The organism is Microbacterium sp. SORGH_AS_0969 (assembly GCF_030818255.1).
Lineage (GTDB): Bacteria > Actinomycetota > Actinomycetes > Actinomycetales > Microbacteriaceae > Microbacterium.
The window spans coordinates 1,577,824-1,594,191 of record NZ_JAUTAG010000001.1 but is presented as its reverse complement, the minus strand read 5'-3'; the positions used below and the strand labels follow the sequence as shown (position 1 = coordinate 1,594,191).

Genomic DNA, 16,368 nt, shown 5'->3' with positions numbered 1-16,368 from the left:
CGACACGGCGCCGCCGAAGCGGTCAGGAGGGGAGGTCGCCGAGCACGTCGGACATGCGCTGTCGGACCTCTTCGAGGTGGCGGGTCAACGGCATCCGGTTCTCATCCTCAAGCCAGCGCTCGAGAGCGGTCTGCAACAGGTCGACGGTGAGACCCGCCACGACGCGGGACGTGAGCGGATCGGCGCCGCGCGCGGCGCACCCCGCGCGGATCGCCTCGCGCAGGTCGGCCTGCTTCTGCAGATCGCGTTCACGGAGGGCAGGCTCGGCCTCGATGATGCGACGCGATGCCGCCATCTGGTCGCGCCGCGGCTCGAACCTCTCTGCGGCGAGCGCACGCAGCCCCGTCCAGGCGATCGAGAACGGGGCCACCCCGGCCGGAGCGGCGGCCAACATCGCCGTCGCCAGGCCCGGGATCTCGTCGTCGCCGAAGAACACCTCGCGCTTGTCGCTGAAATGGCGGAAGAAGGTCCGCCGCGTCACTCCGGCGCGCTCGACGATGTCGGGAACGGTCGTCACGCCGAAGCCCCGCTCCTCGAAGAGCTCCAGTGCGGCGACGCGGAGCCTCTCCCTGGTGTCCGGAGCCCATCTCGCCATGTCTCGAGCATAGGTGATGTCACTTGGTGTCATCAGGTCTATAGTGAAGACACTTCGTGTCATCACTGCGGAAAGGCCCCGATGTCCACCCACGCTGCGGCGATCATGCCGGCACCCCGCGCTCGCCTGACCGTGACGACCCTGCCCACCCCGACGCCCGCCCCCGACGAGGTCCTCGTCCGGGTGCGGGCTGTCGCGATCAATCCCGTCGACTGGGTGATCCAGGGAACCAGTCAGGTCACGTATCGGTGGCTTCGCACCCCCGCCGTCCTCGGCTCCGACGTCGCGGGGGAAGTCCTCGCCGTCGGCGCCGATGTCTCGCGTTTCCAGGTCGGAGAACGGGTCTTCGGCCTCGCCACCGGCACCGACCGCGGGCGCGATCCGCTCCGCGAGGGCGCGTTCCAGGATGCCACCGTGCTGAGCGAGCGCCTGACGGCGGCGACACCGGCGTCCCTCTCCGACGAGGAGGCCGCCGTCTTCCCGCTGGGCATCTCGACCGCGGCCTGCGCGCTGTTCCAGCCCGCGCACCTCGGGCTCCCTCTCCCCTCGACCGAGGCCGCGAAGGACGCGGCGGGTGTCGTGGTCGTCTGGGGCGGTTCGACCAGCGTCGGGATGAACGCCATCCAACTGGCCCGCGCTGCCGGCTACGACGTCGTCAGCACTGCTTCGCCGCGCAATGCCGACCTCGTGCGATCGCTCGGAGCCGACGCCGTCGCCGACCACGGCTCTCGGACGGCCGTCGACGACCTCGTCGCCGCGATCGGTTCGCGCCCCGTCGTCGGCGCGGTCGCGCTCGGCGCCGGATCGGCGAACGCGTGCATCGACATCCTCGGGCGCACCGGCGGCACGCGACTGGCCCTCGCCAGCACCCCGTACTCGCTCGCCGGCCTCGTCGGCCGTCGCCGCCTGTTCCCGGCGATGATCCCGGTCTTCTCGCGCATCGGGCTGGCGACCGTGCGATCGATGCTCCGCGCGCGACGCCGTGGCATCCGGGCCGCTTTCGTCTGGGGAAGCAGCCTGCGCGACGACGACCTCGGGCCGCGGCTCTGGGCCGAGGTGCTGCCCCAGCTCCTGGCCGACGGGCGCCTGCGCGCGCTCCCCGAGCCGATGGTCGTCGGCACGGGACTCACGGCCATCCAGGACGCCCTCGACCGGCAGCGAGCGGGCGTCTCGGCGCGCAAGATCGTGGTCCGGCTCTGATCACTGCGCTGCGGGGTGCCGTGGCAGCCCGGTCGGAGCAAGGGCCGTGGCCCCCGGACCACGGACAACGCCCCGAACCGACGCACCGCGTGTCCGCCGACGTCACCGGGGCACGGCAGAATGGTCCGATGGTCTCCGCGAGCCCCCACCTGCAGCCCGATCACGCGTGCCTCATCGTCCACGGCAGCGACACCCCCGGCATCATCGCCGCGGTGTCGGCGCTCATCGCCCGCCAGGGCGGCAACATCGTCGCCTTCGACCAGTACTCCGACGACCCGCGCGGGGGCGCGTACTTCCAGCGCGTCGTCTTCTTCCGTCCGAACCTCGCCGCCGCCTTCCCCGAGATCGAGGCAGACCTCGCCGAGACCCTCGGCGACGGCTTCGAGCTGGAGTGGACGCTCACCGACCTCTCCACGCCGAAGCGCATGGCGATCCTGGCGTCGAAGCAGGACCACTGCCTGCTCGACCTGCTGTGGCGTCACCGCCGCGGCGATCTGCCCGTCAGCATCCCCATGGTCGTGTCGAACCACACCACGGCGGCGGAAGACGTGCGCTCGTTCGGCGTCCCGTTCTTCCACGTGCCCTCCACGCCCGGCCCCGACAAGTCGGCATCCGAGGCTCGCATTCTCGAGCTGTTGGTCGGCAACGTCGACTTCGTCGTGCTCGCGCGCTACATGCAGATCCTCTCCGCCGACTTCCTCGAGAAGATCGGGGTGCCGGTGATCAACATCCATCACTCGTTCCTCCCGGCCTTCATCGGTGCCGAGCCGTACAAGAAGGCCAAGGAGCGCGGGGTCAAGCTCATCGGCGCCACCTCGCACTACGTGACGAGCGACCTCGACGAGGGTCCGATCATCGAGCAGGACACCGTGCGCGTCACGCACGCCGACTCCGCCGCCGAGCTCGCGCGCCGAGGAGCCGACGTGGAGCGCCAGGTGCTGTCGCGCGCGGTGCTGTGGCACGCGGAAGACCGCGTCATCCGCCACGGCAACCACACGATCGTCTTCTGACGCGCCCGCGCCCGCGCCCGCACCCCCGCCAGCTCGCCGAGACTGCATCGCGCTGACATCTCCCCCGCACGCTGCAGCGGAGATGTCAGCGGGCTGCAGTCTCGCGGCGCTTTGAGGCAGCGTCCGTCAGGGGCTGAGGTGGTGCACGCCGTCGGGGAGACGTCGACGACGCCACGACCCGAGGATGTGCTCCTCCATCGCGACGCGCGCCGCGACCGCGTTCCCGGCCTCGATTGCCTCGAAGACGCGCTCGTGCTCGGCCAGTGTGCGCGGGATGGCGTCGGCCGGGTTGTTGCCGTCCCACCGGGCGCTCTGCAGCGGACGAACGAAGAAGGACCGCGCGATGGTCGCCGCGATCCGGTTCTTCGACGCGGCCATCATCGAGAGGTGGAACTGCATGTCAGCGCGCAGGAAAGCGGGGTTGTCGTGCTGCAGGCGACGCATGTCGTGCAGGTGGACCCGGATCTGCTCGTGCGACTCGGCGCTTCCGGTGGCCGCGACCTCGCTCGCCATCACGCCCTCGAGCGCTGCGCGCACCACGCTGACCTCGTCGAGCACACCGAGCGACTCGTCATGACGCACGAGGGAGTCGAAGACGAGCGGATCGAGGACGTTCCAGTCGTTGAAGTGCCGAACCCGTGTGCCGCGGCCCTGCGCGACCTCGACGAGGCCCTTCTCCTGGATGCGCTTGATGCATTCCCGGATCACGGTCCGGCTGACGCCGAACTCGTCGCACAGGGCTTGTTCGGGCGGGAGGTACTCACCGTCTGCGATGCTTCCCGTGACGATCAGCTCGACCAGCTCTTCGAGCACGCGCGAGCCGATGCGATCGATCTGCCCGCGCCGCGGAGCCCCGGAACGGGGATCGGAGGCGGGAAGCATGGAGAGCACTCTACTCCGCCCGTCGCCCCACGCTCCGGCGCACGCCGAGTTCGAGCCCCGTCCGACCATCGCGCACGTGGGGACCGCCTTCCCCGCCCCACACGAAGTCGGCCGCTCCGTCGTGGACCGACTCGTCGATCGAGATCCCGCCGCCCGGGCGGTCTCCGAGCACGAGCCCGCCGTCCGCGACGTCGTAGTCGACGGTCACCCCCGCCGGCATCTGCGGGGTGGTGACCTCGGTCAGCAGGTGGTTGGGGATCGCCGTGGCCACGGCCATCGTCGACGGGTTGGAGGTCATCCCGATCGGGCTGACCGGCAGGTCCCGCGCGTGCGCGGCGACGGCCACGCGCAGCGAATGGGTGACCCCCCACACCGCCGCCGCCTGGACGATGTCGACGGCCTCCGCGTCGAAGAGCTGACGGTACTGCTCGAGGCCGGTCAGGTTCTCGCCCGTCGCGATCGCAGGCGAGATGGTGTCACGCAGGCGACGGAGACCGCTGGCATCCCAGCGTCGCAACGGCTCCTCGACCCACGCGATCTCGACGTTCTGCTCGAGGTGCTGAATGTAACGTGCAGCCTGCGGGACATTCCACGACTCGTTCGCGTCGAGCATGACGAGCGGCTCATCGGTGGCCTCACCCAGCACGTCGCGCACGAGGGCGAGACGCTCGGCGTCGTGACGGACGTTGCGCCCGCCCTTGAGCTTGGCGGCGGTGAAGCCGCGGTCACGCATGAACGAGTAGAACTCGGTGAGCCCCGCGGAGTCCAGGGCGATGTCGAGACCCGAGGCGTAGCCCGGGATGTACCGGTCCCGTCCACCGAGCAGGCGCCACAGCGGCTCACCCAGCGCTTTCGCCTTGATGTCCCAGAACGCGCTGTCCAGGGCACCGATGCCTCCGAAGACACCACCGGCGTGACCGTTCTTGAACATGCGGGCGATCATGCGGTCGTAGAGCCACGACGTCGCGCGCGGATCCTCGCCTTCGACGGCCTCGAAGAGCTGGGGGGATGCCATCGTGCATCCCCATACCGACACCCTCGATGCCCTCGTCGGTCTCGACGATGACGATCGGGAGAGCGGTGATGCCCGAGGCGATGAACCCGTTGACATCGCCGACCGGCCGCCCCCAATCGAGTGTGGTGTTGATCAGGCGGTATCCCGTGATCTTCATGACTGGACCTCTTCCACCCCGGCGACCGGGGTCATTCCTTCGTTCCGCCCGCAGTCATTCCTTCGACGAGGAATCGCTGCGAGAACAGGAACACGATGAGGATCGGCGCGATGGAGACGAGCGTGGCGAGCGCCATCACCGGCAGATCGAGAGTGACGGATGCCGATGAGGTGGGGTTGAACAACGGCACGTTGGACAACAGCTCGGCGAGTCCGACCTGGATGGGGGCTTTGCGACCGGGCTCCATGACGAAGGGGAGGAAGTAGTTGTTCCAGTTGCCGACGAGGTTGAAGAAACCCACCAGCGCGATCACGGGGGTCGCGAGCGGGAGGGCCACCGAACGGAAGACCCGCAGCTCGCTCGCACCGTCGATGCGCGCCGCGTTCAGGAGGTCCTGCGACACGCTCGTCGTGAAGTAGATGTACGTGAGGTACACCCCGAACGGGAAGAACGAGAACGGCAGGATGACGGCCCACGGCGTTCCGACGAGCTTGAGCGCACTCATCTCGAGGAACACCGGGAGCACGAGCGCCGTGTTCGGGATGAGCATGACCACGAGCGTCAGGATCAGCAGGACACCGCGGAAGCGGAACCTCGTCATCGCGAGGGCGTAGCCGGCGGGGATCGTGACGACGAGGGTGATCACCAGAGCCACGCCCGTGTAGAGCGCGGCGTTGCCCGTCCACTGCCAGATGATGCCGTTCTGGAACTCGCTCAGCCGCGACCAGTTGTCGGCGATCGTGGCGAACGAGCCGAACGAGAACGGCGGCTGACCGGTCAGCTCGGTGGAGGACTTCGTCGGCGCCAGCAGCAGCCAGACGATCGGCATCCCGAAGACGAAGACGAAGAACAGGATGATGACGGTGACGAAGGCCCGCCCCAGAAACGCTGCGGGGGTCAGGGCGCGCTTGGTCGCGGTCGACTTAGTCGCGTTCAAAGAGTCCTCCTCGGAAGACGAAGAAGGCCGCAAGGCCGGCGGCGACGACCAGGAGCATCAGCGAGATGGCCGCGGAGCCGTTGAAGTCGTTCTGACGGAAGGCGTAGAGGTAGGCGACCTGGTTGAGGGAGTAGTCGAGGCCCACGACGCCCTTGCTCGCCTGCGACAGCACGCGGGGCTCGACGAAGAGCTGCGTGCCGGCGGCCAGCGACATGACGGCCATGTACGCGATCCACTTCCGCAGCAGCGGGATCTGGATGTACCAGGCGGTGGCGATCGGGCCGGCACCGTCGATGCGGGCGGCCTCCATGACCTCGACGTTGATGTTGTTCAGGGCGCCGTACATGATGACGATCCATCCACCGGCACCGGCCCAGAAGGCGATGACGGTGAAGACCACCGGGAGATTGCCCTCGTTGCCGACGACGTCGACGAAGGTGTTGAAGCCCATTGCACGGAGGAGTCCGCTGACCGGGCTCACCGTCGGGTCGAGCATGAAGAGCCAGAGCAGCACGCTTGACGCCCCGGCGAGGGCGCCCGGGATGTAGAAGATGAACCGCGACGCGGATGACAGCCAGCGCACGCGGATCGCGTGGACGATCACCGCGAGGAACACGACGATGATGATGAGGCTCGTCAGCCAGATCGCGATGAACGCGGCGACGTGGCCGACGGCGGGGAGGAAACGATAGTCCTGAACCGCTTTGAGGAAGTTGTCGAAGCCGACGAAGGCTCCGTCCTTGGTGAACGCCAGGTATGCGGCATAGAGGGTCGGCAAGATGCCGAACGCCAGGAGCAGGACGACGTATCCGCTGACCATCAGGTAGCCGAAGGTCGATTGAGCTCGACGGAGGGAGAGCATGGTCTTTTCCGTTCTCAGGGGGAAGGGCTGGCCGCATCCGCGGACGAATGCGGCCAGCCCAGGATGGTGTTCGGGTTACTTCTTGACGTCGTAGCCCTGGACCTGCGCCTGGTTGTCCATCTCGGTCTGCCACGCCTGCGTGGCGTCCGAGAGAGGCTTACCCGCGGAGATCACCGGCAGCGCCACCTTCGAGTAGGCGGCCTCGATGCTGAAGCTGGGGTAGCCCCAGCCCTGCCAGACCGAGCTGGCTGCGGTCGAGATGCTGGACTCGAGATCGCCCGTGAAGAAGCCCTGGGCGGCCTGTTCCTTCAGCCACGCATCTGCGGCCGACTGGTAGGCCGGCAGGCCCGACGCGAGCTTGACGGCGTCGTCCGAGCTGGTGACGTAGGTGAGGAAGGTCTTGACGGCCTCGAGGTTCTTCGAGTGGCTCGAGGCATACCAGACGCCACCACCGACGTTTCCGGTGACCTTGTCGCCGTCGGACCACGTGAGCGGAGCGCCGGCACCAATGGTGCCGGGAGCGGCGTTCAGGCTCTTCTCGTTGTCGAACAGCGCACCGGCGTACCACGCGGGGCCGGGGATTCCGAGGAGCTTGTCGGAGTACTTGGCGACGAAGTCGTTACCGAACACGCTGTCGGTCACGAGGGTGCCGTTGGCGAGCATGTGGTCGATGAGGTCGGTGGCCTTCTCGGAGTTCGGCGCAGAGAAGTCCGAGCTGAACGTGTTGCCCTCGACCTGGAAGATCGGAGCCTCGGCACCCCAGTAGTACACGTAGGGGGCCTGGAACGAGTCTCCCACCGAACCGAGGATGTATCCGGGGTGCTCGGCAGCCACCTTGTCGCTGAGGGCCTTGTACTCTTCCCACGTCGTGGGAATGGTGTAGCCGAACTGGTCGAAGAGCGGCTTATTGTACCAGAACAGCACCGGCGCGAGGTCGTTGCGGAGGCCGTAAACGGTGTCGTCGACGGTCATGGGGCCGAGCGCGCCCTTGGTGAAGCCGTCGAGGAAGCTCTGATCGAAGAAGCCCTTGTTCAGCGGGGCGGCGAACGCCTGCTGTCCGTTGTTCTCCTTCGAGGCCCACGCGGTGTCGTTCTGCTGGGTGGAGAAGACGACGTCGGGCCAGCCCTCACCGGACTGGTCGAAGAGGGCGATCTTCTGCTGGAACGAGCCCGAGCCGCCGGCGCCGCCGTCGTAGGTCTCGATGTTGATCTTGACGTCGGGGTTCGCCTTCTCGAACGCCTGGGCGAGGGGCTCGCGAGACGAGTCGACCCAAACGGTGATGGCGCTCGACGCGTCCTGCTCTGCCGCGGTGAAGCCGTACTGGGAGTCAGAGTCGCCTCCGCCACCACCGGTGCTCGGGCTGCACGCGGAAAGCGCGAGGGCGGACGCTACGGCGACTCCACCCACGAGGGCGAGGCGACGATGAGCGCGAGAAACATGCTGCGTCATTGCGGAAGCTCCTGTCTTCTTCGACGAGGTCGGATGACCGGATGCCAGCATAGGGCATACGTCATATGTTTGCGCAAGAGGCGAGATGAATCCGTGATCAAGAGCGCGCGTGAGCTGCGTGATTCGGGGAAGTCGTCCGACCTCCGCGGGAACTGCCACCTACGCCGCAACGGTCATCGTCGTCGCGACCACCATCGCGGCGTGCTCGCGGAGCGTCTGGAGCATCCGCGCCGACTGAGGGTCAGTACACGTACTCCATCAGCTCGACGCCGAGGACCCGGAACGCGTCGTGCGCGCGCAGACGGTGCGAGATGGAGAGATCGTCGAAGTTGACGATCAGCGCGTAGGCCACGCCCGCGCGGGGGCCGCCGAGTACGCCCGCCTCGGCACGCACGCCGGCGGCGCGACCCGTCTTGTTGATGAACAGCAGCCCGTGCTGGTCGTTCTCGTGCGCGAACGGATCGAGACCGGTGGCGGATGCCACGAGCGACAGGTCGTGGTTCAGGCTCAGCCACTCCGCGACCTGTGCGCTGACCCCCGGCGAGACCACCGCCGAGTTCACGAGACCGGCGAAGAGTCCCGCCATCTCACGGGCGGTCGAGAGCGCGACGTGCGGAGCGTCGTCGGGGCCGCGGTCGTCGCGGAAGCGGTCGAGGAGCGCCGTCCGGCGCATCCCCAGCTGCTCCGACCGCGCGCGCACGGCCTGCAGACCCACGCGCTGCAGGAGGGCGTTGACCGCGAGTGCGTCGCCGGCCGAGGCGGCGAGCACCGCGACGTCGGCGATCGGCAGCGCGGGGGCCTTGAGATGCTGCCACATGCCGCCGACCGCGGCGCCGTGCACGGTCGACCGGTCGATGATCTCCAGCGCGTCGATCGTGCCCGCCTCGATGGATGCCGCGACCTCGATGAGGAGCGGGACGACGCCGAGCCCCCCGACCGGGAGGGTCAGGAAATCGTCGCCCCCGAGCACCTGCGCCCCGCCGTCCAGCTCGTCGATTCGCACCGAGACGCGCGCACCCGACGCGGCGAGCTCGTCGAGCGCGCGCAGCGTCGCGGTGAACGAGCGTCGTCCGGCCGCCGCACGGCGCGGAAGCCGCTTCGGCCCTTTCCTCCCGGCACCCCGGAGAGCGGGCGCGTCGCGTCGCGACGACTCGACGGCCCCGCCGAGGGGCTCGGGGGTGGCGGGCTCGGGAACCGGGGGCATGCCCACGAGCGTGGCTCCTTCCGGGTCAGAAGAGCAACAAACTCCGCCTCACCAAATGGTGACGCGCTGGTCTGCGTCGAGCCAGAGAGCGTCGCCCTCGGTCACCTCGAACGCCTCGTAGAAAGCATCGATGTTACGCACGATCTGATTGCAGCGGAACTCGTTGGGCGAGTGCGGATCGATCGTGAGGAGGCGGATGGTCTCGGCATCCCGGCCCTTCTGCTGCCACACCTGCGCCCAGCTGAGAAGAAGACGCTGGATGCCACTGAGCCCGTCCACGACCGGACCTTCGGGGTGCTGCCCCTCGGCTTCGAGCGAGAGCCGGTAAGCCGAGATCGCGATGCCGAGTCCGCCCAGGTCGCCGATGTTCTCACCGATCGTGAGGGCGCCGTTGACGTGGTGCTCCTCGGACAGCCCCTCGGGCACGAGCGCGTCGTACTGGGCGATCAGGGCCTTGGTTCGCTCCTCGAACGCGGCGCGATCGGCATCCGTCCACCAGTCGCGCAGCGATCCGTCGCCGTCGAAGCGGCTGCCCTGGTCGTCGAAGCCGTGGCCGATCTCGTGACCGATCACGGCACCGATCCCGCCGAAGTTGGCGGCCGAATCGCGGTCGGCGTCGAAGAACGGGTACTGCAGGATCGCCGCGGGGAAGACGATCTCGTTCATCAACGGGTTGTAGTAGGCGTTCACCGTCTGCGGCGTCATGTGCCACTCGTCACGGTCGATCGGCTGGCCGACCTTCGCGAGCTGCCGGTCGTGCTCCCAGACGTTGGCCCGGCGGACGTTTCCGATGAGGTCGTCGGCGGAGATCTCGAGGTCGCCGTAGTCCTTCCAGCGCACGGGGTAGCCGATCTTCGGCGTGAAGGCGTCGAGCTTCGCGAGCGCGCGCTCGCGCGTTTCGGCGGTCATCCACTCGAGCGAGCGGATCGAGCGACGGTAGGCCTCGATGAGGTGCGCGACGAGACCGTCCATGGCCTCCTTCGCTGCCGGCGGGAAGTGCCGTTCGACGTAGACCTTGCCGATCGCCTCGCCCAGAGCGGCCTCCGCGAGGCTCACGCCGCGCTTCCACCGCTCGCGGTTCACGGGAACACCCGTGAGCTGGGTGCCGTAGAACGAGAAGTTCTCGGCGACGAAGGCATCGGGCAGGAACGCCGCCGCGGAGTGCACCACCTTGAAGCGCAGCCAGGCCTTCCAGTCGTCGAGGCGTTCCGCGACGAGCAGTTCGCCGAGGGACTCGACGAAGCTCGGCTGGTAGACGACGACCTCGGCGAGCGCGTCCTCGCGGCCGGGGGCGACGCCCGCCCGCCACGCCGCAAGGTCGATGCCGGCGAGCGCGACGGTGTCGTCCCACGACTTCAGGTTGTAGGTCTTGACCGCGTCGCGGCTGTCTTCGCGCGACCAGTGGTGGGTCGCGATCTCGGTCTCGAGGGCGAAGACCCGCGCGGCGTCATCGGCAGCATCGGCGACGCCCGCGAGGTCGAGGATGCGCTCGATGTGCGCGCGGTAGGCGTCGCGCGTGTCGGCGAAGTTGTCGAGACGGTAGTAGCTCTCGTCGGGCATCGAGAGGCCGCCCTGGTAGAGGACCGGGACGTACCGCGTCGGGTCGCCCGGGTCGGGCTCGACGAAGAGGGCGATCAGACCGCTCATGCCCTCGCGCTCGAACTCGCCCGTGAGCCGCAGGAGCCCGGCGACGTCGTGCACCTCGTCGACCCGTCGCAGCTGCTCCTCGATCGGCGTCCGGCCGAGCTCGTCGATGCGGGCGGTGTCCATGAAGCTCGCGAACAGATCGCCGATCTTGCGGGCCTCGGTGCCCGGCTCGGCCTGCTGCGACTCCTCGACGATCGCGCGGACATCCTTCTCGGCCTGCTCGGCGATCAGGTGGAAGGCGCCCCAGCGCGCCTTGTCTTCGGGGATCTCGGTGCGCTCGAGCCAGCGGCCGTTGACGTGGCGGAACAGGTCGTCCTGCGGGCGGATCTCGTCGCTCAGTTCGTCGAGCGCGAGGCCGGAACGGGGGGTCTCGGTCATTCAGCCAGGATAAATCCCCGTTGTTCGGTGCGGGCTGGGGACGCCGACATTGCCTCGCCCGTGGCGCGTGCGGCTGCGCGCGCCCTTGCGCCCACGCCCCGCCCGGCGCGATGTCGGTGGGTCGCCATAGGCTCGACGCGTGACCACGCGACCGCCCGAGACGCTCAACCGGTCGATCCTCCGGCTGGCCATCCCGGCGCTCGGCGCGCTCATCGCCGAGCCGCTCTTCCTCATCGTCGACGCAGCCATGGTCGGGCACCTCGGCGTCGCCCCGCTCGCGGGGCTCGGGATCGCCGGGGCGGTTCTGCACACCATCGTCGGCCTGATGGTGTTCCTCGCGTACTCCACCACACCCGCGGTGGCGCGACGCTTCGGGGCCGGCGAGGTCGGGCGCGCGGTCTCGGTCGGGATCGACGGCATGTGGATCGCGCTCACTCTGGGTGCCGTCCTGGCCCTCGCCGGCGTGTGGTCCACCCCGGCGGTCGTCGATGCCTTCGGCGCCGCTCCCGACGTCGCCGAGAACGCCCGCGTCTACCTGTCGATCTCGATGTGGGGCCTCCCCGCGATGCTCATCGTCTTCGCGGCGACGGGCCTGTTGCGGGGGCTGCAGAACACCGTGACCCCGCTGTGGATCGCGGGCGTCGGGTTCGCGGCCAACGCGGCTCTCAACGCCGTCTTCATCTATGGATTCGGCTGGGGGATCGCGGGTTCGGCGGTGGGTACCGTGATCGCGCAATGGGCGATGGTCGGTGCGTACGTGGTCGTGGTGGGCCGGCTCGCGCGCCGGCACACGGCATCCCTCCGTCCGGAGCGCTCCGGCCTCGGTGGCACCGCACGCTCGGGCGGGTGGCTGTTCCTGCGCACGCTGAGCCTGCGCGCGGCCTTCCTCGCGACGGTCGCCGTCGCCACGCAGCTGGGATCGGCCGAGCTCGCGGGGTGGCAGATCGCGTTCACGATCTTCTCCACGGCGGCCTTCGCTCTCGACGCCCTGGCCATCGCCGCTCAAGCCCTGATCGGTGCGGGTCTCGGGGCCGGTCACCTCGCGACCGTGCGCCGCGTGCTGCAGCGCACGGTCGCGTGGGGAGTGTGGTTCGGCGTCGCGGTCGGCATCCTGATCGCCGCCGCGTCCGGCGTGGTCGGGATCGTGTTCACCGGCGACCCCGCGGTCGGCGCGCTGATTCAGCCGGCGCTGCTCGTGCTCGCCGCCGCGCAACCGCTCGCGGCGGTCGTGTTCGTGCTCGACGGCGTGCTCATCGGCGCCGGAGACGCGCGGTACCTCGCACTCGCGGGCGTGCTCAACCTCGTCCCGTACACGCCGGCCCTCGCGGCGGTCGCCCTGTGGGCAGGCGGAGGCGCGGCGGGTCTCGCGTGGCTGTCGGCCGCGTTCTTCGGTGTCTACCTGCTCGCCCGGGTCGTCACGCTCGGTCTCCGCGTGCGCGGACACGCATGGACGACGGCGGGCGACTGACCAACCGCCCGCCGCCGACTGCTCACGTGTACCAGGTGGGAACCGGAATCTGGTTCAGCAGCACGTACTCGCCGACCTCTCGCTTCTTGTAGGCGATCGGGTCGTGCAGGCTGTGCGTGCGGAGGTTCCGCCAGAAGATGTCGAGGCCCACGGAGTTGGCCGTGGCGCGCGCACCGGTCAGCTCGAAGATCTTGGATGCCACTTCGAGGCCATCGTCGACGATGCGGAGCTTGCCCGCGGCGATGCGCACCGCGATCTCGCCACGGTGCCGCTCGGTCAGCTCTTCGCGCGGGGCGTGCAGCACGGCGCTGATCTCGGCACCCACCGCGTCGAGCAGCGCTTCGTCGGCCCAGAGTTTCGACTGCAGCGTCCCGTAGCCCTCGAGCAGGTACCACTCCTCCGTCGCGCGCTGCTTGTCGTCGCCTCCGTAGGGCCACGGCCGGGTGCGCTCGCGCGTGTAGGCCGAGGCGGTCTCGAGGGCGCCCTGGGCGATGCCGAGGTAGAAGTTGGCGAAGACGAGCTGGATCGCCGGCACGTTGAGGGTGTTGTAGACGAGCGGCTGGAACTGCTTGTCGACGAAGCCGGCGGCATCCGACCAGGGCACGCGCACGTCGCGGATCTCAACCGAGCCCGATTCGGTCAGACGCTGGCCCAGGTTGTCCCAGTCGCCCGCGAAGACGATGCCCTCTTGCGCGGTCGGCACGATCGCGAAGACGTGCGTGTCCGTGCCCTCGAGCACACCCTCCAGCACGGTGAGGTCGGCGACGCTGCCGCCGGTGGAGAACGACTTGCGCCCCGAGAAGACGAGCTCGTCGCCCTCTTCGCGGATCGTGAGGTCGGAGTCGCGAGGGTTCACCGCACCACCGAAGAAGTACGTGTTCGTGGTGTACAGCTCCTCGACCGCGGCGATCTGCGCGTCGGTCGCCACCAGCCGGGCCGCCCACGCCCACAGGTAGTGGTAGCCCAGGAGCTGTCCGATCGAGCCGTCGCCGCGGGCCACCGCGCGGATGACCTTGTAGGCCGTGTCCCAGCTCTCGCCGGCACCGCCGTGCTCGCGGGGTCCGAGCAGGGTGACCAGGCCGGACGCCTTGAGCAGATCGACCTCGGCGCGCGGGGTGGCGTTGGCGCGGTCGCGCTCGACGGCATCCACCGCGAGGATGTCGGCCACCTCGCGAGCCCGCTCGATCCACCCGGCGCTAGTGTCGGGAGTGGTTGCGTCCCGCCAGCGGTCCGCGAGGCCTGTCGTCGTTGAATCCGTGATCGTCATGATCGTTCCTTCCCAGGTGTGTGATTCGATCGGCGCGCTCCACCCCGGCTGCCACCGGAGAAGAGCAGGTCTGCGAGAAGCGCGGCGGGACGCATCCGCCTCGCCGCATCGTCGCGACGACAGTCAACAGCCGTCAACCGTCCCGCGGAAGACTGTTACCGACAAAGACCCCAGGTGTCGGGACGTCGTCACACGCTGAGCGTCACACGCTGAGCGTCACGCGCTGGGCGGCACACGCTGGGCGCCACAGGACGCGTCACGCCCAGCGGCGACACCACTCGTACATGACGACGGCGGCGGCCGAAGCCGCGTTGATCGAGCGGGTCGACCCGTACTGGGTGATCTCGACGACGGCGGATGCCGCGGCCAGCGCCTCGGCAGAAAGCCCCGGCCCCTCCTGCCCGAAGAGCAGCACGCAGGCCTCCGGGAGGTCGGCACGGTCGACGGGAACCGATCCGTCGACGTTGTCGATCGCGATCACGGGGAGTCCGGCATCCCGCGCCCACGTGGTGAACGCATCGACGTCCTCGTGGTGACGCACGTGCTGGTAGCGGTCGGTCACCATCGCGCCGCGTCGATTCCAGCGGCGCTTGCCGATGATGTGGACCTCGGCCGCGAGGAAGGCGTTCGCGCTGCGGACGATCGAGCCGATGTTGAGGTCGTGCTGCCAGTTCTCGATCGCGACGTGGAACGGATGCCGCTTCGTGTCGAGGTCCGCGACGATCGCCTCCATCGACCAGTAGCGGTACTCGTCGACGACGTTGCGACGGTCGCCCTCGGCGAGGAGCTCCGGGTCGTAGCGCGGATCGTCGGGCCACTCCCCCGCCCAGGGACCGACTCCGTGGGTGGGAGCGTCCGCCGACTCGGGCGCGGAGCGCGTGGCATCCGTCGGGTCGGTCTCGGCCGCGCTCTCCGGCGCCGGCGTGGGCTCGTCGGCATCCGTCACCGCATCAGGCTACCCGGGCTGGATCATCGACCTCCTTTTCGGATGGCCGAAAAATAAGTAACATTTCGGGATGCCGAAAAATGCCGAGGTGATCGACCGCCGACGCGCGCCGGGCCGGGCCGCATGGCTCCTCGGACCCGCCATGGTGGCCGGCGTCGCCTACCTCGACCCCGGCAACGTCGCCAGCAACATGACCGCGGGGGCGAGCTTCGGCTACCTGCTCGTGTGGGTCGTCGTGCTCGGCAACGTGATGGCCTGGCTCATCCAGTACCTGTCGGCCAAGCTCGGCATCGTCACGGGCGAGAGCCTCCCGCAGATCCTGGGGCGCCGACTCGACCGCCGCTGGGCGCGGCGCGCGTACTGGCTCCAAGCCGAACTCGTGGCGATGGCCACGGATGTCGCCGAGGTGATCGGCGGTGCCGTGGCTCTGCACCTGCTGTTCGGCATCCCCCTCGTCTGGGGAGGGGCGATCACGGGCGTCGTCTCGATGCTCCTGCTCGTCGTGCAATCGCGCCGCGGCGCCCGCGCGTTCGAGACCGTGCTGATCGGCCTGCTGGTGATGATCGCGATCGGCTTCACCTTCGGCCTCTTCTTCGCTCCTCCCGACGCGAGCGGCGTCGTCGCCGGTCTGATGCCGCGATTCGAGGGGACGAACTCGGTGCTGCTGGCCGCGTCGATCCTCGGCGCGACGATCATGCCGCATGCGATCTACGCGCACTCGGCGCTCAGCCGGGACCGCTTCGCACCGGACGCACCGACCGAGGCTGCGGGCCTCGAGGATGCCCGAGGGATCTCGACCCGGCGCCTGCTGCGTGCCACGCGATGGGACGTCACGATCGCCCTGGCCGTCGCGGGGACCGTGAACCTCGCGATCCTGCTGCTGGCCGCGGCGAACCTCGCCGGGGTGGAGGGCACCGATAGTCTCGAGGGCGCGTACGCGGCGCTCCGCGACGGGCTCGGTCCGCTGGTGGCGACGATGTTCGCGGTCGGGCTCCTCGCCAGCGGGCTGGCGTCGACCTCGGTCGGCGCCTACGCGGGAGCGGAGATCATGCACGGCCTCCTGCGCGTCCGTGTCTCGCTGCTCGCGCGCCGTCTCGTGACGCTCGTCCCGGCCCTGGCGATCCTCGCGGTCGGCGTCGACCCGACGCTCGCGCTGGTGCTGAGCCAGGTGGTGTTGTCGTTCGGCATCCCGTTCGCCCTCGTTCCGCTCGTCGCCCTGACGGCCCGACGCGACCTCCTCGGCGACTATCGCAACCGCGCGATCACGACCGCGGCCGGCATCGCCGCGGCGGTCTTCCTCATCGCGCTGAACGCCGTGCTCCTGTGGCTCGTCTTCACCGGCGGATAGGCT

Annotated in this window: 14 protein-coding genes; 4 read left to right on the top strand and 10 right to left on the bottom strand. The window is 69.1% G+C overall.

Going from position 1 to position 16,368, the window contains the following annotated elements; genetic code table 11:
- Window positions 1-22: 22 nt before the first annotated feature.
- Window positions 23-595 (bottom strand): TetR family transcriptional regulator, encoded by a 573-nt coding sequence (locus QE388_RS07435; protein WP_275796634.1) that lies wholly within the window; start codon window positions 593-595, stop codon window positions 23-25.
- 81 nt (window positions 596-676) lie between these two features.
- On the opposite strand from QE388_RS07435, the gene QE388_RS07430 reads away from it, so the two are divergent.
- Together QE388_RS07430 and purU are read left to right on the top strand one after the other, a co-directional pair.
- Entirely contained in the window at window positions 677-1,795 is a 1,119-nt protein-coding gene (locus tag QE388_RS07430; RefSeq protein ID WP_307384445.1) for a zinc-binding alcohol dehydrogenase family protein, read from the top strand.
- Between the two features lie 128 nt (window positions 1,796-1,923).
- Complete coding sequence (gene purU / locus QE388_RS07425) at window positions 1,924-2,805, top strand: formyltetrahydrofolate deformylase (protein ID WP_307384442.1); 882 nt, start codon at window positions 1,924-1,926, stop codon at window positions 2,803-2,805.
- Window positions 2,806-2,931: 126 nt separating this feature from the next.
- On the opposite strand, the gene QE388_RS07420 is transcribed toward purU, so the two are convergent.
- From QE388_RS07420 to QE388_RS07390, 7 genes are all read right to left on the bottom strand, one after another.
- Window positions 2,932-3,687, bottom strand: coding sequence for a FadR/GntR family transcriptional regulator (locus QE388_RS07420; RefSeq protein WP_307384439.1), 756 nt, complete (start codon window positions 3,685-3,687; stop codon window positions 2,932-2,934).
- A 10-nt stretch (window positions 3,688-3,697) separates the two neighbouring features.
- Window positions 3,698-4,702, bottom strand: coding sequence for a mandelate racemase/muconate lactonizing enzyme family protein (locus tag QE388_RS07415; protein ID WP_307384436.1), 1,005 nt, complete (start codon window positions 4,700-4,702; stop codon window positions 3,698-3,700).
- Between the two features lie 188 nt (window positions 4,703-4,890).
- A complete protein-coding gene (locus QE388_RS07410; RefSeq protein WP_275796643.1) occupies window positions 4,891-5,796 on the bottom strand; it encodes a carbohydrate ABC transporter permease in 906 nt (301 codons plus the stop codon).
- Window positions 5,783-6,658, bottom strand: a complete 876-nt coding sequence (locus tag QE388_RS07405) for a carbohydrate ABC transporter permease (protein WP_275796644.1) — start codon at window positions 6,656-6,658, stop codon at window positions 5,783-5,785. The genes QE388_RS07410 and QE388_RS07405 overlap by 14 nt, the downstream gene beginning before the upstream one ends.
- A 75-nt stretch (window positions 6,659-6,733) precedes the next feature.
- Window positions 6,734-8,107: an ABC transporter substrate-binding protein gene (locus QE388_RS07400; protein ID WP_275796646.1), complete on the bottom strand. Its 1,374-nt coding sequence runs from the start codon at window positions 8,105-8,107 to the stop codon at window positions 6,734-6,736.
- A 241-nt stretch (window positions 8,108-8,348) separates the two neighbouring features.
- Entirely contained in the window at window positions 8,349-9,311 is a 963-nt protein-coding gene (locus QE388_RS07395) for a serine hydrolase (protein WP_307387081.1), read from the bottom strand.
- 48 nt (window positions 9,312-9,359) lie between these two features.
- Window positions 9,360-11,336, bottom strand: a complete 1,977-nt coding sequence (locus tag QE388_RS07390; RefSeq protein WP_307384428.1) for a M13 family metallopeptidase — start codon at window positions 11,334-11,336, stop codon at window positions 9,360-9,362.
- Window positions 11,337-11,475: 139 nt separating this feature from the next.
- Here QE388_RS07390 and QE388_RS07385 point away from each other — a divergent pair, with 139 nt between their 5' ends.
- Window positions 11,476-12,804: an MATE family efflux transporter gene (locus tag QE388_RS07385; RefSeq protein WP_275796650.1), complete on the top strand. Its 1,329-nt coding sequence runs from the start codon at window positions 11,476-11,478 to the stop codon at window positions 12,802-12,804.
- Between the two features lie 22 nt (window positions 12,805-12,826).
- Here QE388_RS07385 and QE388_RS07380 read toward each other — a convergent pair whose 3' ends face one another.
- Both QE388_RS07380 and QE388_RS07375 read right to left on the bottom strand, forming a co-directional pair.
- Window positions 12,827-14,071 carry an acyl-CoA dehydrogenase family protein gene (locus tag QE388_RS07380; RefSeq protein ID WP_275796652.1) on the bottom strand — a complete coding sequence of 415 codons (1,245 nt, stop codon included), beginning with the start codon at window positions 14,069-14,071 and terminating at the stop codon, window positions 12,827-12,829.
- 256 nt (window positions 14,072-14,327) lie between these two features.
- Window positions 14,328-15,017: a TrmH family RNA methyltransferase gene (locus QE388_RS07375; RefSeq protein WP_307384426.1), complete on the bottom strand. Its 690-nt coding sequence runs from the start codon at window positions 15,015-15,017 to the stop codon at window positions 14,328-14,330.
- A 70-nt stretch (window positions 15,018-15,087) separates the two neighbouring features.
- Here QE388_RS07375 and QE388_RS07370 point away from each other — a divergent pair, with 70 nt between their 5' ends.
- Window positions 15,088-16,365, top strand: coding sequence for an Nramp family divalent metal transporter (locus QE388_RS07370; protein ID WP_307384425.1), 1,278 nt, complete (start codon window positions 15,088-15,090; stop codon window positions 16,363-16,365).
- Window positions 16,366-16,368 lie beyond the last annotated feature (3 nt).